Origin of the sequence: Streptomyces sp. KL109B, assembly GCF_030766935.1 — a bacterium.
In the GTDB taxonomy this organism is placed as follows: Bacteria; Actinomycetota; Actinomycetes; order Streptomycetales; family Streptomycetaceae; genus Streptomyces.
Genome location: NZ_JASERL010000002.1, coordinates 573,114 through 593,549, shown reverse-complemented (window position 1 = coordinate 593,549; position 20,436 = coordinate 573,114). Strand labels below are relative to the sequence as shown.

General features: G+C 69.8%; 19 protein-coding genes. 10 read left to right on the top strand and 9 right to left on the bottom strand.

Features of this window, described 5'->3' with window-relative positions:
* Positions 1–2: 2 nt before the first annotated feature.
* Positions 3–233 carry a hypothetical protein gene (locus tag RBJ65_RS08455; RefSeq protein ID WP_306316265.1) on the bottom strand — a complete coding sequence of 77 codons (231 nt, stop codon included), beginning with the start codon at positions 231–233 and terminating at the stop codon, positions 3–5.
* 415 nt (positions 234–648) lie between these two features.
* On the opposite strand from RBJ65_RS08455, the gene RBJ65_RS08450 reads away from it, so the two are divergent.
* Complete coding sequence (locus RBJ65_RS08450) at positions 649–927, top strand: hypothetical protein (protein WP_306316266.1); 279 nt, start codon at positions 649–651, stop codon at positions 925–927.
* Here the strand turns inward: RBJ65_RS08450 and RBJ65_RS08445 are convergent.
* From RBJ65_RS08445 to RBJ65_RS08410, 8 genes are all read right to left on the bottom strand, one after another.
* Positions 905–1,765: a hypothetical protein gene (locus RBJ65_RS08445; protein ID WP_306316267.1), complete on the bottom strand. Its 861-nt coding sequence runs from the start codon at positions 1,763–1,765 to the stop codon at positions 905–907. The two genes, RBJ65_RS08450 and RBJ65_RS08445, sit on opposite strands and share 23 nt — an antisense overlap.
* A 172-nt stretch (positions 1,766–1,937) precedes the next feature.
* The gene (locus RBJ65_RS08440) at positions 1,938–2,279 is read right to left on the bottom strand and encodes a rodlin (protein ID WP_306316700.1); all 342 of its coding nucleotides are present in this window, start codon (positions 2,277–2,279) and stop codon (positions 1,938–1,940) included.
* A gap of 625 nt (positions 2,280–2,904) precedes the next feature.
* Positions 2,905–3,213 carry a hypothetical protein gene (locus tag RBJ65_RS08435; protein WP_306316268.1) on the bottom strand — a complete coding sequence of 103 codons (309 nt, stop codon included), beginning with the start codon at positions 3,211–3,213 and terminating at the stop codon, positions 2,905–2,907.
* A gap of 3 nt (positions 3,214–3,216) precedes the next feature.
* Positions 3,217–7,650, bottom strand: a complete 4,434-nt coding sequence (locus RBJ65_RS08430; RefSeq protein ID WP_306316269.1) for an RHS repeat-associated core domain-containing protein — start codon at positions 7,648–7,650, stop codon at positions 3,217–3,219.
* Between the two features lie 57 nt (positions 7,651–7,707).
* A complete protein-coding gene (locus tag RBJ65_RS08425) occupies positions 7,708–8,010 on the bottom strand; it encodes a hypothetical protein (RefSeq protein WP_306316270.1) in 303 nt (100 codons plus the stop codon).
* 221 nt (positions 8,011–8,231) lie between these two features.
* A complete protein-coding gene (locus RBJ65_RS08420; protein ID WP_306316271.1) occupies positions 8,232–9,041 on the bottom strand; it encodes a hypothetical protein in 810 nt (269 codons plus the stop codon).
* A 436-nt stretch (positions 9,042–9,477) separates the two neighbouring features.
* A complete protein-coding gene (locus RBJ65_RS08415; protein WP_306316272.1) occupies positions 9,478–10,290 on the bottom strand; it encodes a hypothetical protein in 813 nt (270 codons plus the stop codon).
* 32 nt (positions 10,291–10,322) lie between these two features.
* Positions 10,323–10,496 carry a hypothetical protein gene (locus RBJ65_RS08410; RefSeq protein WP_306316737.1) on the bottom strand — a complete coding sequence of 58 codons (174 nt, stop codon included), beginning with the start codon at positions 10,494–10,496 and terminating at the stop codon, positions 10,323–10,325.
* 356 nt (positions 10,497–10,852) lie between these two features.
* Between RBJ65_RS08410 and RBJ65_RS08405 the strand changes: the two genes are divergently transcribed.
* The 9 genes from RBJ65_RS08405 (at position 10,853) to RBJ65_RS08365 (ending at position 20,379) form a co-directional block, all read left to right on the top strand.
* Positions 10,853–13,303 (top strand): McrB family protein, encoded by a 2,451-nt coding sequence (locus RBJ65_RS08405; RefSeq protein WP_306316273.1) that lies wholly within the window; start codon positions 10,853–10,855, stop codon positions 13,301–13,303.
* Positions 13,300–14,625: an McrC family protein gene (locus RBJ65_RS08400; RefSeq protein ID WP_306316274.1), complete on the top strand. Its 1,326-nt coding sequence runs from the start codon at positions 13,300–13,302 to the stop codon at positions 14,623–14,625. The genes RBJ65_RS08405 and RBJ65_RS08400 overlap by 4 nt, the downstream gene beginning before the upstream one ends.
* A 429-nt stretch (positions 14,626–15,054) precedes the next feature.
* A complete protein-coding gene (locus RBJ65_RS08395; RefSeq protein WP_306316275.1) occupies positions 15,055–15,345 on the top strand; it encodes an FAD-dependent oxidoreductase in 291 nt (96 codons plus the stop codon).
* A 2-nt stretch (positions 15,346–15,347) separates the two neighbouring features.
* Complete coding sequence (locus RBJ65_RS08390; RefSeq protein WP_306316276.1) at positions 15,348–16,058, top strand: hypothetical protein; 711 nt, start codon at positions 15,348–15,350, stop codon at positions 16,056–16,058.
* Entirely contained in the window at positions 16,055–16,543 is a 489-nt protein-coding gene (locus RBJ65_RS08385; RefSeq protein WP_306316277.1) for an NUDIX hydrolase, read from the top strand. The genes RBJ65_RS08390 and RBJ65_RS08385 overlap by 4 nt, the downstream gene beginning before the upstream one ends.
* Positions 16,540–17,187 carry an HAD family phosphatase gene (locus RBJ65_RS08380; protein ID WP_306316278.1) on the top strand — a complete coding sequence of 216 codons (648 nt, stop codon included), beginning with the start codon at positions 16,540–16,542 and terminating at the stop codon, positions 17,185–17,187. The genes RBJ65_RS08385 and RBJ65_RS08380 overlap by 4 nt, the downstream gene beginning before the upstream one ends.
* A gap of 14 nt (positions 17,188–17,201) precedes the next feature.
* Complete coding sequence (locus tag RBJ65_RS08375; RefSeq protein ID WP_306316279.1) at positions 17,202–18,680, top strand: MFS transporter; 1,479 nt, start codon at positions 17,202–17,204, stop codon at positions 18,678–18,680.
* Between the two features lie 112 nt (positions 18,681–18,792).
* Positions 18,793–19,422: a hypothetical protein gene (locus RBJ65_RS08370; protein ID WP_306316280.1), complete on the top strand. Its 630-nt coding sequence runs from the start codon at positions 18,793–18,795 to the stop codon at positions 19,420–19,422.
* Positions 19,423–19,497: 75 nt separating this feature from the next.
* Positions 19,498–20,379, top strand: a complete 882-nt coding sequence (locus tag RBJ65_RS08365) for an oxygenase MpaB family protein (RefSeq protein WP_306316281.1) — start codon at positions 19,498–19,500, stop codon at positions 20,377–20,379.
* The last annotated feature ends 57 nt before the right edge of the window (positions 20,380–20,436 follow it).

Below are 20,436 nucleotides of genomic sequence, written 5' to 3'. Positions count from 1 at the left end.
CGTCACGGGTACCAGACAACGTGCTCACTCCATCCGTTCTGATCGATGATTTCTGTCAGGTCGTCGATCGCGGCCTGGTTCGCATTGCGCACGTCGAGGATAACCTTGTGCTGACTGGCGATCTGCTCCTGAATCTTCCTTACCCAGCCCTCGTTGTGCGCCGGATCGTAGGCCTGCTTATACAGAAGTGACTTGTCGCGCACGTTGTTGTACGGAGGCCAGTCGGAGTGCACGCCCTTGATGTCGTAGTACTGCTGCGTGCTCGGTGAGTAGAGGTCGCCCCTGTTCGCGGCTGGGGGCGCTGGATGTCAGAAGGGAGCGTGCCGTTCTCGCGCAGATCGAGTGCGACTCGGGCTTCTTCCATCTCCGAGGGCTTGACCTTGCCCTTGTGGTCAGGGTCCTGCTTCAGTTGGTCGAAGTCGTCGGAGTAGCGCTCGGCCAGTTCGTGCAACCGTGCGCTGTTCGAGGCCCGTTCGGCAGAGGAGAGCGCAACTGGCGGGGCATTGCCTTGAACGGCTCCGGGCCCGTGGTGGACGGCCCCCCGCCCCGACGTACTGTTGGTCCGTGCCGGGCTGCTCGTCGGCGCCGACATCCTGCACGCAGGAGAGACGATCACCGCACGTTGGCGTCCGGCACAGGTGTGGGGGCATGAGCCCCTTCGGCGGCAGCACGGCGGAGCCGGTGTGCTCCCGCTTCGATCCGCGGCTCTTCCTGCGAACCTCTCACGCGTGCAATCCGCCGCAGGCCGCCTTCCTGGCCGCCTGTCACCTCCTGAACGTGAACGCGATCGCGGTGAGCACCAACAGCACAGTTCCCCTACGGGAGTTGACCGACTCTCTGGAGTACGAAGTGGACGCGTCGGCGATGGCCCGATACCGGCGCCTGCTGGCTGAGGCGGCTGGCGTCAGTCGGACCGGAGCTCGCTGAGGAGCTGAGCGGCTTCCTTGCGGGCCGGTTCGAGGCGCGGGTCCGCCTCGTGGGCGTAGGGGCCTGCGACCTTCGCGCAGAAGAACAGTGCCATCAGGCGGCCGGACTTACTCTCCAGGTCCGGCCGCCGCTCGCGCCATACGCGCTCCGCGAGGGCGGGCACCGCGAGCGCGTTGCCCCACAAGGTCGCCGCGTCGAGTCCGCGCGGCGCCGTCCCCCAGTCCTCCCAGTCGATGATGCAGAAGTCGGGCCCGGTGACGTTGGCCCAGGTCAAGTCGGCGTGAGCCGGGGCCCATTCATGGATGGTGAGGTCGGTCGCCTCCGGGAAGGCCGACCGGATCGTCGCGTCCACGAGGCCCTGTGTGATCGATTCGGTGTCCGGTGTCGCGATGCGAGGGGTGTCCTGCGCGGCGAGCGCGTCCAACGACGTATTCAGTCCGGACCACCACGCCTCGGGCAGCTGTGGATCCTCCACGACCAGGGCCGCCTGCCCGACCGGCGGCGCGGTGACCAGCTCCGTCTCGTCGGCCCGCCACATCACCGGCTCGTCCTCGTCGCGCCAGGTCAACCCCGTGCACCAGCGCGGCATCGCAACGCCCTGGAGGGCAGCTGCGGCCTCCGGCCCGTTGCCTCCCTGTGCGGCCACCCGCTGAAGCGAGCGCCGCTCCACTCGCACCCAAGTACCCCGGTCCGTACGGCCCCCGACCGACCGCCGCTTCCGGATCACGGACTCCCGCTCGAAACGAACCCGCAGCGACCGCTCTACCCGGTCGAGCACGGCATCCACCGGCTCAATTCGCAGATCAACCGCACGCGAAGGGCGCGCTGACAGCAGCATGCCCGGACCGTAGCAAGGAGGCGGAGGGGGAGCTGGGCGATTCGGCCGGAGTCGTACTCTGCCCTGCGACGAGGCTCCTGATGTGCGAACGGAGCACCACCCGACCATCGGAGTGGGCCCTGTTCACCGCGAACACCCCGCACACCGAGGCCATCCCGGCGGGGCCAGCGCGCTACTCGTTGCTGACGCCGTTCGAGGAGAGAACCGGGATGTCGTCGAGGATGTGGGAGATCGGTTCGTCGCCCTTGGCCTGTGTGGAGTTGTCCGCGCACTGCTGATTCTGCGGTGCGGACAGGATGGGGATGTCCTGGATGGCGACGATGTTGACCAGGCCGATGAGCTGCTGGATGTTGGCCTTGATCGGGATGCCCAGGCACAACTTGTTCAGCGACTCGCTGACCAGGCCCACCGGGGCGTCCTCGCCATCCACGCGAGCGGCCTGAGCGGAGCGGGTGGCGTGTTTGTCCAGGCCGAGCGGGAGGTCGACGCCCGCGGGAGACAGCTTGTCGAGCATGGCCTTGATGGGGTTGTCCGGGGCGGTGGCGGCGTTGGCGAAGCACTGACGGCCCGCTTCGGTACGCAGCTTGGGCAGGTCCTGGACGGTGAGGGTGGTCAGCTCGGGCAGGTTCTTCATCGGCTGGCGCTCGGGCAGGCCCAGACACGCGCCGGTGGTTTGGGCGATCACCGCCACTTCGGCGTCCGGGACCCGCTCGGTAGCGGTGGATGGTGCGGCCGCGGTGGCCAGAATGCCGGCAGTGGCCAGGCCAAGGGTGGTGACGGTGGTGCGCATGCGCATGGCCCCTCCAAGGGGTCGAAGGCGGTTTGTATCACCGTCAGCAACACCATTCCGGTCCGCCAGGCGAGGCGTCTGATCGGGTGCGATCTTCGCCGGGCCGGGGTGAGGCCAGTGGAGCGAGCAGTGCGGACGCTTCCTCATCGCACAGGGGGCAGGCCCTCCGCTGCGGGCCATTGACCACGACGTGAGGAGGAACCCGTAGTCGGGCCGACCAATGGGCGAATCCGAGCCGCGTACGGCGTCGAACAGGGAGGAACTTCGGAGAGCATCACGCATCACTCCGACAATCGCGATCAACTCTCTGACCAGGGCTTCCGCTCTTGCCGCGGCAGGATGAAAACCCTCACTGCTCCCTGCCCAACAGGCTACTTACCGTGTCGAATTCACCGCGCGACACCTGCATGAGGACATCCACCACGGCGTCCCAGGCCGGCAGCGTGACTTGCTGAGGTTCGATGTCGGGGTCTTCGACGTTCTCCCACAGCACTGTCTTGTCGCCGTAGACGCTCAGTGTCCATCCGGATTCATGGCCAAGTGAAACGTCCGGGTGTTCCTCGTCCGCCTTTTCAAGGCCGGACAGGATCCCTCGGATCTGTGATTCTGTCGGTTCGTCAACTGACGCCCCCATGACGTCGTTCATGTAGAAAGACACGTGTTACCTCCTGCTGTTCGGCGGCGCGCCGTTGGGTATGCCCCACTGAGCGTATCCTCCGGAGTTTCCTGGGTGGAGGACGTCCCACCAGGGGCTGCCTGGCGTGTGCTGGTACGTGGGGACGAGCCTCATGACGCCCTGTTCGCCACCCGCGTTGGCCGATGGTTCGTGCTGCCAGGTGAAGCCCAGCGGGGTACGTCGTCCGCCGCTGGAGCTGACCCTGTCGGCGATCCCGGGGGAGAATTGATCCAGGAACCTGCCCAGGGCCGGATCATTCGATATAGCCGAATCAAGCGAGGCATTGGCGCGGTTGAAATGCACGGCTCTACTGCGGCCGAAGTCGGACGGGTCGAGCTTCATTTCGAATATCGAGGTGTAGCCGCGCGGATTGATCCGCATGCCGGTTTTCGGGCACTCGCCGGGTGCGAGTCCGAGGATGTCGGTCCACGTGTGGGGATTGTGGACGTAGGTGACGGGGTTCGGGGCAGGCGCCAGGCCCAGGGGGTCGGGGGTGAGATAGCGGGCGGTGGCGGGGTCGTAGTAGCGGTGGTGGTTGTAGTGGAGGCCTGTCTCCGGGTCCAGGTATTGGCCGGGGAAGCCGAGGGGCGTGTAGGCGGTGCTCTTCGCGGACCAGGTCGTGGTGCCCCACACGGTGGTGCGGGTGTGCCAGGCCAGGTTGCCGCCGGAGTCGATGAGTTCGGTCGGTGTGCCGACGAGGTCGGTGGCGATGGCGAAGAAGCGGGCGTCGATCTCGTGTTGGGTCGCCGTGTCCAGGCGGCGTTCGGTCTGGCCTACCGGGTGGAGGCCGTCGTGGTCCCAGGTGAGGGTGACGGGGTGGGGGAGTTGCCTGGGAGCGGTGGTGGTCTGTTCGACGAGGGTGGGGCCGTCCCAGGTGAACTCCACTCGTTCCGCGACGGTGCCGTCGGAGGCCAGGCGGAGCTTGGCGCTGCGGCGGCCGAGGGGGTCGTAGGTGTAGCGCCAGCGGGTGCCGTCAGGGGTGGTGACCTCGGTGAGCTGGTCTTCGGCGTTCCAGGTGTAGTGCCAGCTGGCGGGTTTGCGGGACAGACGTGTCTGTTGCCGCAGGGTGGGGCGTCCGGCGGCGTCATGTTCGAAGCGGATGCTGCCTGCGGTGTGGATGCGGGTACCGGTGTAGGTCCGCTCGCCCCGGGCCTCGGGGGCGATGTAGCGGTCGGGCCAGGTGGCCGAGGTCTGGTTGCCGGCGTCGTCGTAGGCGTACGTCTCGGTCCAGTCGCGGGCGCTGACGCCGGTGACGCGACCGGCGGCGTCGAGGGTGTAGCGGCTTTCCCCGGTGCGGCTGTCGCCGACGGATGTGAGGTGGCCGTCGGGTCGGTAGCGGTAGTCGCGGGTGCGCACGGCGTCGGTGCCGGAGGCCAGGTGCTGGCGGGCCAGGCGTCCGTTCGGGGCCCAGGTGTACGCGATCGAGAAGGCGCCGGAGGCGAGGGTGCGCAGCAGCTCGCGACCGAGGGGGTCGTGGCTGGAGGCGAGGGTGTGGCCGGTCGCGGTGATCAGCTCGGTGCGGTTGCCCGCGACATCGTAGGAGTACCGGGTGGTGGCGCCGGTGGGGGTGGTGCGCTGGAGCGGGCGGCCGAGGATGTCGTAGGTGTGGGTGACCGTGCGTCCGTCGATCGTTTCGTGGGTCGTACGGCCGGCGGGGTCGTAGCGGCGGGACAGTTCGTGGTCGGCGCTGACGGCCCGTTGGAGGCGGCCGGCGGGATCGTAGGCGTACCGCGTGAGTGTGCCTGCCGCGTCCTTGGTGGCGACGTTGCCCAGGCGATCGTGGGTGTAGCGGATGACGTCGCCGAGGGGAGTGGTGCGCGTGGTGGTGCGGCCCGCGGCGTCGTGTTCGTAGGTGATGGTTCGGTCGTCGAAGTCGGTCTCCGCTGTCAGGCGGCCCACCGGATCGTAGGTGTAACTCCAGGTCAGGCCCTGGGGGTTGGTGACTTCCCGCAGGCGCAGATCGTGGCCGTGGGTGAAGGCGTGGCGGGTGCCGTCGGGGTCGGTGCGGGCGGCTACGAGGCCGAAGTGGGTGTACTCGTAGGTGGTGACCTGACCGAGGGCGTCGGTGTGGGTGAGGCAGTTGCCCTCGCCGTCGTAGGTCCACGACTCCGCCGACCCGTCGGGGTTCTGCCGACGAGCCGGCTTGCCCTCGGGCGTCCATGTCAGCCGGGTGACCGCCCCCAGCGGGTCGGTGATCTTGGTGGGGCGGCCGGAGGCGTCTCGCCGGTAGCGGGTGGTGGCGCCCAACGGGTCGGTGACGGTCAGCGGGAGGCCGGCCGGATCGCACTGCACGATGGTGGTGTTGCCCAGCGCGTCGGTGACGGCGCTGAGGTGCCCCTGCGCGGTGTAGGTGTGGCGAGTGGTGGCGCCCAGGGGGTCGGTCAGGGCGGTGAGGTTGCCGCGGTCGTCGTAGGAGCGGCGCCATGTCGTGCCGTCCGCGTCGACCGTCTCGACGGGGAGCCCAAGGTGATTGTGGGCGACGGTGAGGGAGAGACCGTCGGGGCGGGTGACTTCCGTCGGCCGACCTTGATCGTCGTAGCTGTACCGGGTGGTGTGTCCGATGGGGTCGGTGACCGAGACCAGGCGGTTTGCGTCGTCCCACTCCTGGACGGTGACGTTGCCCAGGGGGTCCGTTTCGCGGATCAGGCGGTAGGCGTCGTTGTGCTCGTACCGGCGTACGTGGCCGAGGGAGTTGGTGGCCTCGGTGGTGCGGGTGGCGTCGTCGTAGGTGAGGGTGCCGGTCAGGTATCCGGCGCTGCCCTCGGTACGGGTGACGCGGCCGCGCTCGTCGTAGGTGTAGGAGTACGAGGAGTCGTTGCGGTCGGTCCAGGAGGTGACGCGGCCTGCCTCGTCGTAGGTGAAACGCAGCGGCAGGCCGGAGGAGTTGGTCACTGCGGTGAGGTGGCCGGAGGAGTCGTAGTCGTAGGACGCGATCGTGGTGGACGCGGCGGCGTCCGGGTCGCGCGGGTCGAGGAGGCGGACGGCGGTGATGCGTGGCTGGGTGGGATGGTGGTCCAGGGCCAGGCGGTAGCCGCCGGAGTGGGATATCCCGGACGGGCTGCCGTCGACGGTGTAGTCGATGGTGATGCGGTTGCCGTTGGGGTCGATGACCGTCTGGAGGGGCAGGTCGACGCCGCTGTCGTCGTCGAGCGGGCACGGGGAGTGGAAGACGTAGGCCAGGCCTCCGTCCGGCTCGGTCAGGCGCAGGCCGCCGTCGACCTCGTCGTCCCACGTCAGGGCGGGGCCACGGCCGGTGAGCGGGTACAGGGCTTCGGCGGTCTGCGCTTCCGGGGCGGGGTAGACCAGGCGGGCGCCGTCGGCGGCGGCGAAGGTGATGGCCTCGTCGTCGACCTGGAGGCGCTGGTCGAGGGTCGAGGCCCACGTGGTGCCGAACCAGCCGCCCCACCGGCACGAGGACAGGTGGGTGCGCTCCACGATGAGCGACAGGGTGCCCGGCAGCGAGACATCGACCTCGTGCAGCAGCATGTCGCCGGTGGCGACATCGATCGGGTCGAACTCGCACTTCTTCTCCAGGCTGGTGACCGAGGTCGCCTGCCGCTCCGCCGCGGAGGGGCGGAGCGCCGGCCGTGCCGGGCCGCCGCCCAGCTTCATCGCCTTGCCGAGCCGACTCAGCTCGCTCGGCCTCATCGCCTTCAGCCCCTTGCCCAGGCCCTTGCCCAGGGCACCGAAGCCCACCCCGAGTACGGCGCCGGCCCCCAGCACCCCCGCCAGCTTCTCCGGATCCTTGAACGCCCCCGGATCGTGCAGGAGGGTGTCGAAGGCGGCATCCCGCATGCCGACGCCTGCCACCCGGGAGGCCGAGGCAACTCCCTTGACCTCCTTCAGCGTTCGCAGGGTCCGCTGCAGGGTCTTGATGATCTCCGCCACGCCGCGGATCACCCGGGCCAGCGCGCTGCCGGATTCCTCGATCTTCGCGACCAGTTCGACGATCCGGGCCACCCGCGCCCCGGAGGCGATGGTCGTGGCCGCGGCCGACACTCCGGCGGTGAGCACGGACAGCGCCAGGCCGGCCGCTTCCATCTCGACGATCTCCACGCAGATCACCCCGATCTCGGTGATCATCTCGTGGGCCTGGTCCGCGAACTGATCCAGCGCCCGGGCGCCGTCGCGCAGCGCCTCGGCCATGTCCTCGGCCTGACCGCGCGCCTTGGTCGCCCGCTTGTGGAAGGACTTGGCGGCCTGTCCTTCCCAGTCCACGTCCTTCAGCGCGGTGCCGGCGTCCTGATGGGCCCGGTCCAGTGCGTCAGCCAGCGCCCGCCACTTCTTGGCGATCTCCCGTACGCCGTCCGGGTCGACGGCCGGGTCGGTGACGCCGACGAACTCCAGGACGTCCGCCATGGATTCGCCCATGGCGTGATTGACGTTGTTGATCAGGTGGATCGGATTCAGGTCCGTCACAGCGCTGTTGACGCTCCCCCGTCTTGTGGTGCTCGTACTCGGCCGGTCCGCGCGGGTTCAGCGCTTGTCGTCGCCGCTCAGCAGTGCGTCCAAGTGGTCGAAGGCGTCGGAGACCTCCGTCATCGCCGTCGCCTGCTCGTCCCACTCCTCGTTCAGCTGTCGGGCCATCTTGCCCAGGGTGTCCATGGCGTCGGCGATGTCGTCGGTGGCACTCATCAGCGAGCCCAGGGCGCCGAGCGCGGACAGGTCGTGGGACTGCTCCACGAACGCCTGCAGCGGTCGTTCGGTGTGCTGTCCAACCCGGCGCAACGCGCTCGCCGCGCTTCGGATGCTCTCCGAATCCTTCGCCAGATCTGACATCTCGCCCCCGAGTACCCGCATCGCTCTTCATGTCCGCCTTTTCGGGCGCCAGTTGAGGCGTACCGGGCGGATGATGATCCAACTTGAGCCGATCATTGTGCTCTTGGGGTTCGGCAACGGTCAAGATCGATCAATGGGCAGCGGTGAAGCCTGTCGAGGAGAGCGTTGCCGTACGGGCTGCGGGGGATGTCGCGCCCGGCGGCTACATGCGCCCGGCAGCGTCACTCGACTCGGTGCAGAGCCTTCCCACCCCAGAACGTGAGCCCGAAGTACCGGTCTCTCCGGGGACCGGAAACCGTCGAATCGAGCCATCCCGCGGGCAGGCGGATCCCCGTGGGGTCGCAGTCCACTTCCTTGGCGACCCTGACAATGCTGGAGTCGATCAACTGCACGCACAGGGCGGTGACTCCCCGGGCGTGCCCATTCTGAATCGTCGGCGCGATCGCGTCGTTCGTCCAGTAGTACTGTGCCTGCGCCGTTTCCACGGCCGTGGCGGACCCGTCGGGCACCCCTGCCGGGCGGTGCGCCTCCGGCACGACCACGGTTGCGGGGAGTGCCATGTGCGCCGCCCCGTTGCGTACGTTCTGTGCGCTCTTGAGGGCCGCGCGAAAGGCGTCGGGGTCCTGGACGTACTCGGCGAAGCGCCACGCCTTCGGTGTCGCGCCGGTCCACGAACCGGCCAGCTGCGCTGCCCAGCCGTCGGTGAGGTTGCCCTTGAGGATGCCCTGGTTGCGGAGGTACCCGTTCAGTTGCTCCGGTTCGTATGCGGCGCCGCGAGGGAGGGAGAAGTGTCCCGGTCCCCTTTTGGTCTCGGCCGGCTCGTCGTCCTGTCCCGCGTCGTCTCCGTCGGGGTAGCCCTTGTCGTGCCACTCTGCGTCCGTGAACGTAGCGGCCCCGACCAGGTCCGCCAAGAAGCGCTCCCATGCCGCGACCGCTGCGATGGCTATGAACGGGTTGAGGCTCGCCCGCGGTACGCGTCCGCGTACTTCACGCTCGGCGTGGATGGATATCAGGTCCAGGGCGACTTTCACGTTCGATCGAGAAGCTGAGCAAACGGCGCCGAGGCGATCCTTTGTCATCATGGGCGATCAACGTAGTCGCGCCTGGAGCTCTTCGGACGTCAGGCGGCGAAACTCGACCAGTCGACACGGAACGCTCGCAAGTGGCACAAGCCGTGTGTACGGGTGACTGTACGGGTGACCCTCAACTATCAGACCCGGCCAAGGAGTTCGTCCTTCTTGGTCTGGAACTCGGTGCCGTCAAGGATCCCGGCGGTGTGGAGCTCCGACAGCCTGGTGATCTGGGCGAAGACGTCAGAGTCGGGAGCCTGGGTCGCCGGTGCCGGTGCCGGTGCCGGTGCCGGTGCCGGTGCCGGTGTTGGGGTGGCCTCGGGCTCGGGCGTGGACCCGTCACCGTTCAACTCCCGCAGTACGTCGTCCTGTCACCGCCCAGAACCCGCCATCACCGTCACCTCCACCTCACGCGAAGGTGCCGAGCAGCCGCCCGTACACCCCGAACACCCCGAGCACCAACGGGGAACAGAGCCATCACCCCGACCGACTCCACCACGTCCCCGAACTTCCGCAGCCGCACCCGCACATGTTCGGCGGGCTCCACGGCGAGCACTCCCAACGGCACCAGGGCCAGCACCACCGGCGCCGCGAGCGGACCCGCCGCCGTCCCGGACCGCTCCAGCCACAACCAGGCAAGCCGCACCGCGACCACACCAGCCGCCATGAGGAGCGCCATCACCTGGGCCACCAGCGGGTAGGCGCGCGCCCGCAACGCCAGCACCAGGGAGGCCACCACGGCCAGCGACACCGTCCAGATCGTGACCGTACGCATCGCGAGCACACCGGCGACCGCGGCCGGCGCCGCCGTGACGAGCGCGGCGAGGACCAGCCCCCGATGCGTGGCGGCCAGCGCCGTCGCCACCTCGAAACGGCTCACCGACGTCCCCGTCGAGCGCCGGTCGTCAAGACCGGAGAGCCCCGACCCCATGAGCGCGAGCCGCGGCAGCACCCCCAGCGCGACGACAGACACCGCGACGAGCAGGGCCGCGGCCCGCGCCGAGCCGACGGCATCCGTCCCCCAGGACTGGAAAGCGAGCGCGACCTCCCAGCACACACCGAGCACGGCCAGCGCTCCCGCGCCGACCACGGCTCCCCGGCCCAACGGAGAGAACCAGCCCAGCAGCAACAACGCCACCACCACGACACCGGCCACCGCCGCCAACTGCGCGGCCCCCGACCAGCCTTGGGCGCCGGCGCACGACCTCACGCCCAGCACCCCCACCCCGGCACCCGCAACGATCAACGCGGCGGCAAGCCCCTTGCGCCCGGCCCGCCCCACCAACGCACCAGCCTCCCCTCCAACGGCTGCGCGGCGGCGGTCAGTTGCTGGATCAGCGCGCCCAGATCGTCACTGGACCCGCTCGTGCTCTTCGTCAGCGTCGACAGCGTCGTCGAGCCCATGTCGAACTTCATGCACAACCCCCGTCATGCCACTCGTTCGGACCGTTGGAGTGCGGTGGCGCAACGCGATACGGGAGAAGTGGCCGGATCCATGCCACGGACACGCTCCCTCCGCTCCCGCATCCGGGCGAGGTCCCACTCTCACTAGACTTCGAACGCCCGAGGCGCCTCTCTTGCGTGGCCGCGACCCCGTGGTGTCGAGCGGTCGGCGTCCGGCAACGCGTGCTCGTGCGGGAGGAGTTGGGAGTCCGGTGATGGAAGCGGCATGGCCTGATGAGTGGAACAGTCAGGGTTTCGGCGATTCCGGAAGTACCCGGCTGGTTCGGTTCGGGGAGGAGTGGTACCGGCTCTTTCCGTCGGAGGGCGAGGTGATCTGCCCGGTCTCGGGTTCCACCCTGCACCACCGGAAGGACTGCCCCCACCTCACCCCGTCCGACGAGCCGCGCTGGACCAAACGCTCAGATCCTGAAGGCGACCTGTGGCAGCGGCTGTTGGAGGCGGGGACGGACGAGCGGGATCCGGCACGGGAAGAGTTCTCCCGGGCGAACGGCCTGCTGAACGCGGCCGGCCGACCGGTCACCGTGCCGTGCGGCACCTGCGCCCTGGCGCCCGTGGCAGTAGGCGATACGCGGGTTCGTCGTTCCCTGCCGCTCCACGAAGCGGTGGCCGCCGCGGACGGTGCGCTATGGGCAGCGAGCGTCGCCGCTGCCCATGAGCAGGCGGTTGCCGTACGGGAGGCGTTTCCGCTGGCGGGCTGGCCCGAGTTGCCGCTGGAGCGCTATGCCCTCGGTCATGCGCAGTCCCGTGGTTCGTTCTGCCATCTCGCGGAGTTCCAGACCCCGGACCTCGGCAGTATCGCCGGAGGCAACGCGGGCAAGCACATCATCTATATGCGCAACACCGGCGAGTGGCACTTCGACCCGCGCTACGCCGACGTGGACGAGGCATGGGCCGCCGTCCGCGCCGGATTCCAGGAGGCTTTCAGGGCGGCGAGTGAAGGAAGAGTCGCCGACATCGACGAGATCGAAGCGCTGCGCTCCGGTCCCGCGCTCGTGGCGAAGGCCGTCCACGTCTACTACCCGGACCTCACTCTGCCCATCTACAGCCGCGACCACGTACGGCACTTCATCCGTCTGCTCAGTGGCGAAGCGCCGCCCCGACTTGAGCCGTTCGCGGCCCATGCCCGGCTGAAGGACCTGGTGGACGACGAACCGCTCTTCAACAACTGGCAGCCGCTGGAGATCGCCTCGTTCCTGTACTGGTGGGCCGACCCGCGTCCGTCCCAGGCCATCGTCAAGGTCGCCACGGGAGAGGCCGGGCGCCATTGGCCGGACTGCCTGGACGGCGGCTACATCTGCCTCGGCTGGGACGACATTGGGGACGCCACGCGTTTCGCCGACGAGAAGGAACTGCGCGGCGCCTTCCAGGCCGCCTATGCCGACGAATACCGCGGCCACCAGACCACCGTCACCAGGAAGGCGGGCGAAGTCTGGAAGTTCAGTCGCCTGCAGCCGGGCGACCGGGTGGTGGCGAACCGCGGAACCCGGGAGATCCTCGGCGTCGGGACCGTCACCAGCGCCGGTTACCAGTGGCGGCCGGAGCGCGCGGAGTTCCGGCACACCGTCTCCGTGGACTGGGACCAGTCCTACGCCCAGGAACTCGCGGAGCCGGAGAAGCGCTGGGCCGTGGTCACCGTCGCCGATGTCCCCCAGCGCTTGTGGAAGGCCATCCGCCAGGGCAGGGCCGGGGCCACAGGGCAGGAGCGGCATCAGGGGTCCGGAGCCGCCGCATCCGCCGAGATCGACTCCACTCCCACCGACACCCCCACCGACCCGGTCCTTCTCGACGTCGCCGATGCCCTGGCCCGCAAGGGGCAAGCCGTCCTCTTCGGGCCGCCCGGTACCGGCAAGACCTACACCGCCCTGCGCTTCGCGCACTGGTGGCTGACCGAGCGACTCGGTCACCTCCATCCGGCCCATCCGGCCCATCCGGCACCGCACGCCGAGTACGGCAGTGACGAATTCCGCGCCGCGATCAACGCACTCTCGGACCCGGGAGACCGCGCGGCCGCTCACCTCACGCAGCTCACCTTCCACCCGTCCTACGGTTACGAGGACTTCATCGAGGGGTTCAGGCCACGGCACGGCGGCTCCGGGCTCGACCTGGTCATGACGGCCGGCGCGTTCAAGAAGGTCTGCCTCGCGGCAGCGGACGACCCCGACAACCCGTACCTGCTGCTCATCGACGAGATCAACCGCGGCGATCTCCCCAAGATCCTCGGCGAGTTGATCACCTTGCTCGAACGGGACAAGCGGGGCCTTGAGGTGGTGCTCCCGCAGAGCGGCGAACCCTTCACGGTCCCTCCGAACGTGGCCGTCCTCGGCACCATGAACACCGCCGACCGCAGCATCCGGCTCCTGGACTCCGCCTTGCGCCGCCGCTTCGCCTTCCTCGAACTCATGCCGGACCCGACGGTCCTGGAGGGCTACCACGTAGGTGAACTCCACCTCGCCGACCTGCTGACCGAGCTCAACTCCCGTATCCGCGGCCAGGTCGGACGCGAACAGCAGATAGGCCACGCCTTCTTCCTCGATCGCGGAGCGCCACTGGCCACCGAGTCACACCTGGCCACCGTGATGCGCAACGACCTCATGCCGCTGCTCCAGGAGTTCGCCTACGACGACTACAGCGTCCTGGCCGGATTCCTGGGAACGGCCGTCGTCGACGTGGACCACCACACCCTGCACGACCTCGACGACGACGAACTGGTCGCCGCGCTCTACGCGGAACTCCAGGTGGGAACGGGCGAGCCCGTATGACCACGGGACGTCGTCGTGTCATCGTGCTCAGCGAGTACGAATCCCGCATCGTCGAGGACGCACGGCTCACCGCGCGGGACCGGGAGCTGACGGAAGACCCCGCGCTCAACCGTCTGATCACGCTCCGCTCCCTCGACCGGGACCGGCTGGAGATCCGAGCCGGCTGGTACGTGGGAGTTCTGGAACTCGACGCCATGGACATCCGTGTCGTGCCGAAACTCGTGGGCGGGAACCTGAATGTCCTCCGCATGCTGGAATACACGACAGCCACGACCGCGGTGCACCACCTCGACGTCCGCCGCACCTTCGACACCGGCGATCCTCACCTGCGGGACCTGATCTGCGACCTCCTCAACCGCACCACCGCGGCCCTGCTCCACCACGGCCCCCGCCAGGACTACCTGACCCGCACGGAGTCCCTGCCCGTGCTCCGCGGCCGTCTGCTCCCCACCCGACAGCTCCTGCGCCGGCACGGACGTCTCGACCGCTTGGAGTGCCGCTACGACGAACGCTCCACCGACATCCCGGACAACCAACTGTGCGCAGAGGCCCTCTCCCTCGCCGCCCGCACCGCGGCCGACGCGTCGATCCGGGCCCGGTCCCGGCGCTTGGCGACGGACTTCGCGGCGCTGTGCACGCCGTCCCGCTACCCGCACGGCCACGATCACGGCTACGGCCGCCACAACGAGCACTACCGGCCGGCCCACCAGTGGGCCCGGCTCCTCCTGGCCGGTGCGGGCATCCACGGCCTCTTCACCACCGGCCCCGCCGACTCCCGGGTCTTCCTCCTCGACATGAACACCCTCTTCGAGGACTTCGTCACCCGCCTGGTCTCCCGCACCCTGGCCCCGCACCAGGTCACGGTCCGCGCCCAGTCCGTGCACCCGGGCATCGTGGTCCACGAGGCCACCGGCGCCACGCACACCGAACTCCGCCCCGACCTGCTCCTCACCCGGGGGCACGGGCCGACGGCCCGCCGCCACCCCGTCGACGTCAAGTACAAGCTCTACGACCGGCGAAAACTCTCCTCGGACGACGTGTATCAGGCATTCGTCTACGCCCATACGCTCGCGGGTACGCACGCCGACGCGTCACCGACCGCCTCGTGCACCCTCCTCTACCCGACGGAGGCCCCGGCCGACCCCCGGAGCGTGGTCGTGCGCACCGCCGCCGGTACCCGATCGGCACGGATCACCGCGTACCCGCTGGATGTTCCCGCCCTGCTCGACGACCTGGCGACAGGCGACGAGCCCAGCGCCCGCAGGGAACTCGCCTCGGCCCTGCTGCAACCCCTGGCCGTCGAAGTCGCCGACTCCCACTGACCCGTGGGGCACCGTGCTCATTTTGGCTGGAAGTGGGGCCCGGGCCCGTGCTGTGCTCGGCCCATTTCGAGGTGTCCGCCGAGTGTTCGGCGGCAACTGGCCTGAACACGGCCTTAGTTGAGCGGTCATGTGCCCTGGGGTTTCGGTGCGTCGTGTAGCTTGCCGCCCCGGGGCGATCGATCGTCCGGCTGGGGGGGGACTGATGGGGACGCAGGGCGAGCTTGCGCGGGTCATGATCTGTCCCGCGCCATCGAGTTGCCGATGGTCATGGACTGGACGGCCGTGTCCACGTAGCAGTCGCCCGCTTCACTTACGGGGAGCGGCACCGGAATCTGCAGGAGATCCACGAGGTGAGTCTGTCGGGCTCCGTCTGAGATTCGCTCGCCGCAGGCACCGCCTTCAGGTCTTGACATGTCCGTAGGGAGAACCGTGGACCATTTCGACCTCGTCGTCATCGGGGCCGGCCCCGCAGGGCTCGCCGCCGCGCAGCGGCTGGCGGGGGTGCGGCACAGGGTCGCGCTCATCGACGGTGGCAAGCCGGTCGACCGGCGCGACCGGTACGCGGCCGCCGACATGACGCGTGGGCACGGCGGGGCGGGACTGTTCTCGGACGGCAAGTTCTCGTTCTTTCCCTCCGCCAGTGCGGCGAAGGCGACGCCTTCCGGCTGGCGCTGTGTGATGCGAAGGGGCAGACCTCCGAACTCGCGGCCAGGCGGCTGATCGTGGCGAGCGGACGGTTCGGACCGCTCGGGCTTCAGGCGCTCACGGAGCGGCGCTCCTTCCGGCGCCTGGAGGTCGGGTTCCGGATCGAACAGCCCGCCGACAGGGCGTTCTTCAGGGACATGAAGCAGCTCGACCCCAAGCTCCGGTTCCGCGAGGGGGACGGCGGCGTGGAGTGGAGGACGTTCTGCGCCTGTCGGCAAGGGGAGGCGGCGCTCACCGAGACACAAGGGCTGTGGACGGTCTCCGGCCGCTCCGACTGCCCGCCGACGGGGCGCTCCAACGTCGGTTTCAACACGCGGATCCTGGACGAGTCGGTGGCCCGCGAGGCGATGGCGCCCGCGCTCGCCGCGATGACGTACGAGGAGTCCGGCTTCACGGTGTCCCTGCGGGAGCTCATGTCGGGGGACGCGGCGGCCGTCGGGATCTTCGAGCGGGTCTACGGGCGTGAGTTGCGTGAGATCATGCTGCGCGGTCTCGGCCGCCTCGCCGCCGCCTACCCCGAGGTCGACGACAGTGAGACCCGGCTGGTGGGGCCCACCCTCGAAGGGGTCGGCTGGTACCCCGACGTGGACGGCGACCTGCGCCTGATCGATGTTCCCGCCTGGGTCGCGGGTGACGCGTGCGGACTGTTCCGTGGCATCGTGGCCGCGATGATCAGCGGACACTACGCCGCCGACTCGGCGCTGCGGGGGATGGAGGCACTGCGATGACGTCGGGGATGACGTCGGGGGCGCCTGTGGTGGGTGTCGGGGCGTTGTTGTTGCGGCCGGACGGGTGCGTTCTGATCGGTCTGCGCGTCAAGCGGGGTGAGGACGCCTCGTGGTGTCTGCCGGGCGGGCACGTCGAACCGGGGGAGAGCTTCGAGGCCGCCGCCGTGCGGGAGATCGCCGAGGAGAGCGGGATCCGGGAGGCGGCGGCGAACGCGCGCGTGTTCGCGTTCGGGTTGGAGACGGGCGGCCGGGAGCGGACCCATCTGACCGCCGGTGTTCTGGTTCGTACCGTCGCGGACGACCCCGTGGCCACCGTCACGGAACCGGACGTCTTCGAGCGGTGGATCTGGGCGGCGCCGAGCGATCTGCCCACCCCGCTGTTCCCGGCGAGCTCCGCGCTGGTCGCCGCCCACCACGGACAACCGGCCCCGCCCGGATGGGAGTTGTACCCGGCCGCCGCCCCGGTGGCGGAGGTCCGGCGGTGACCCGGCTGCACGTCTTCGACATGGACGGCACGCTGCTGCGGAACACGACGGCGAGCCTGGAGATCGCGAGCCGGGCCCGCTGCTTACCCGAACTGATGGCCCTGGAGGCCGACGTCGCGGCGGGCCGCACGGACACCCGCGCCTTCGCCGCCGAACTCGGCCGACTGTGGCGGGGGTTGCGAGAGGACGTGGTCGCCCGTGCGTTTGCCGGGGCCCCCTGGATCGGTGGGCTCGCGGACGTCGCCGCCGACATCCGTGCCCGCGGTGAACGCTCGATGGTCATCACGATGTCGCCCGACTTCTTCGCCGCCCGGCTCACGGAGTTCGGCGTCGACGAGGTCGTCGCCTCCCGCTTCCCGCCGCTGCCCCTGACCGCCGCCCCCGGCCCCGCCGGGATCCTCACCCCGCAGGACAAGGTCACCGTCGTGGACCGCGTCCGCGCCCGCTTCGGACTCGACCGCGACTCCTGTGTCGCGTACGGGGATTCGGGCTCGGACATCCCGCTGTTCCGGGAACTGCGCCACACCGTGGCGGTCAACGCGAGCCCCGCCGTACGCGCACTCGCCCGCTGCCGCTACGACGGCGACGATCTGCGCGAGGCCCACCGCCTCGTGGGCGACGGGCCGCAACCCCCGCTCCGGTAGGAACAGAGGTCTCCATGAGTTCAGCGAGGGACGGCGACGTCTTCCGGTTCGACCGTCGGGCCTGGACCAGACTCCTTGTGCTGTGCACCGCCGTGCTCTTCGAGGGCATGAGCCTCTCCAGCATCAACGTACAACTCGCCGGCATCCAGGAGGGCCTCGAACTCCGCCCGGACCAGCTGCAGTTGGTGGCCGGCGCGTTCCTGACCACATACGCGGGCCTCCTCCTGGTCGGCGGCACGTGCGCGGACCGCTGGGGGCGGCGGCGGATGTTCCTGAGCGGCGTCGCGGTGTTCGGTATCGGCTCGCTCGCCGCGACCCTGGCGCAGGAGCCGGTGCTGCTCATCGGCGCGCGCGCCGTCCAGGGCGTCGGCGCGGCCGTCACGGCGCCCGCCGCCGTCGCCCTGATCGTCGCGGGGTTCCCCGAGGGCGCGGCCCGCAACAAGGCGCTCGGCGTCTTCAGCGCCATGGGCGCGGCGGGCTTCTCCCTCGGTGTCGTCATCGGTGGTCTGCTCACCCAGGGCTTCGGCTGGCGCGGGGCGTTCTTCCTCTACGTACCCCTGGCCACCCTGGTCCTCGCCCTCGGCCCCCGTGTGCTGGCGGCCGGGACGCCGGAGGCGGCGGGCGGGGCGGGCCGCGGGGGACTGATGCCGTGGCTGCCGCCGCTGCTGATCACCGGAGGGCTCGTCGCCGTGGTGTACGCGGTCGGCCGGGTCGGCACCGGGTCCGGCGCGGAGGTGACCGTGGTGGCGGCCGTCGGTCTCGCGGCGATCGTGGTCTTCCTGGTGACACAGGCCAGGGCGCGCGTGCCGCTGCTGCCGCCCGCGCTGCTGGCCGACCGCCGGATGCTGGCCGCGTGCCTCGCGCTGGGCGGGGCGTTCGCCGGGATCACGGGGGCGATGTTCCTCGTCGCGACCGAACTACAGGAAAAACAGGGGTACTCGGCGCTGCTGACCGGGCTCGCGTTCCTGCCCCAGGGGCTCGCCGTCGGGCTGCTGTCCACCCCGGCGTCCCGGCTGGCCAACCGCGCGCCGGTGACGCGGCTGCTGCTCGCCGGGCTCGCCGTCATCACCGTGGGGCAACTCCTCTACACCACCGTCGAACAGCACGCCTACGTCACTCATCTGCTGCCCGCGGCGATCCTGGTGGGCGCCGGCATCGCCGTCGCCTATCCGGCCGCCACCCTGCTGGCCAGTGCCGCCGCCGACATGAGCGAACAGGGCACCGCGTCGGGGACGCTGGTCACCTGGCAGCAGGCGGGCGGTGCGCTGGGCGTCGCCGCGGTGACCGCGATCGACAGCAGCGTCACGGGCGATCTGTGGGGCGGGTCCTACAGCCTGTGGGGGTGCTTCGCCTTCGCGTTCCTGACGCTGTGCGGGTGCGCCGCGCTGCTGTTGTCCCCGTCCCGGGTACGGCGGGGCGCCCGGGACGTCGAGGCGGGCACGGCCGCGCCCACGGGGCGTACGGGTCGGGCGTCGTCGAAGCCGGCGAAGTAGCCCGCGGCCCTGTCCTTGGGCTGTTGGGGAATCGGCTGCGGCCGGACGGGCAGGCGTACCCTTTCCGGGAGTTGGGGGAGACAGGGGAGTCGGAAGGGGCGGGAGGAGAGCCATGAGGGCAGCCACGAGGGCAGCCACGAGGGGAGCCGTGCGGGCAGTCGTGCGGGTCGTGTCCGTGTCCCTCGCCGTGGCCGCCGGGGCGCTGCTCGCGGCGGGTTGCAGCAGCGGAGACGGGACGCAGCCCCACACGAAGTCGTCCTCGGCGTCGGAGGCGAAGGACCCGTCGCACGACGGCCTGGCCGACGCCATCGGCAAGGCCATCCGGGCGGACAAGGGGTACAGCATCAGGGACGCCACCGACCTGAACCGCGACGCCGGCCACAGCGAACCCCGTTATTGGAAGGTCTGTTTCCAGGAGAAGAACGCGGAGTTGGACGCCGTCGACTTCGCCGTCGTACTGAAGGGCGAGTCCTGTCCGGCCGAGGAGGGCGGGCACGTACGCGTCCCCAAGGCGCCGCGGCTGGTGGGGGCCGACTTCTCGGACGCGTACCAGAAGGTGCTGCGGATGGGGTACCCCGCGTACCGGATCCAGGTCTTCTACGGAAGCGGCGGCGTGCTGGACGACGCCGACCTCGACCGCGTACGAGGCGAGGTCTGTACGCAGTCCCCGCGCGCCGGGGCCGCCTTCGGGGACCCCGACCACGTGAAGCTGTACGTGGCCGAAGGCCGTTGTCCGTCTTGATCCTTGACGGCCGTCGTACGAAGGTGGGGCTGGGCCCGGGTGTATCCGGGGACACGGCTCCCAGGGAGGACCAGCGTGCGGCGCGACCACTGGACCCGGCGGATCCGCCGGCTCGACCCCGATACGGACTACCACGAGATCTACAGCATCAGCTCGTCGTACGAGTTCCCCTGGGACACCATGCAGGCCCTCGGGTTCGCCCTGTACCGGACGTACGCCGTCCCCAGCATCGGTGAACTCCTCGGTCGCACCGGCGAGTTCACCGAGCGGACGCAGAAGCGGTACGACGACACGGCGCTCATCCTCGACGCCGTCGGCGAGCACGGCATGGACGAGGGGGAAGGGCGCGAGGCGATCCGCCGGATGAACCGGATGCACGGCGCGTACGACATCTCCAACGACGACTTCCGGTACGTCCTGTCGACGTTCGTCGTCGTGCCCAAGCGCTGGATGGACGCGTACGCGTGGCGGCCGTACTCGCCGCACGAGGTGCGCGCCTCGACGAACTACTACCGGGCGCTCGGCCGGCGCATGAACATCAAGGACATCCCCGAGACGTACGAGGAGTTCGAGCGCCTCATGGACGACTACGAGGCGCGGCACTTCGCCTACGACCCGGGCGGGTACGCGGTGTCGGAGGCGACGCTCGACCTCATGGCGTCCTGGTATCCGGGGCCGCTCGGGCCCGCCACGCGGCGGGCGTCGGTGTGCCTGATGGACCAGCCGTTGCGCGCCGCGTTCGGGTACCGGGACCCGAATCCGGCGCTTGAGCGCGTGGTGCGGGGCGGGCTGCGGATGCGCGGCCGGTTCGTCCGGCTGCTCCCGGCGCGGCGCACCCCGCAGTACGGCCGGGACAGCCGCAACATCCGCGGCTATCCGAACGGGTACCGGGTCGCCGATCTCGGTACGTTCCCCGAGCGCCGGCCGACGTCCGACACGCGCTCCGGACGCGCGTAGAGCCCTCTTGCCAAGGCCCCGCCGACGGTCCACGATTGTGCCTCTTCGAGCGACGTG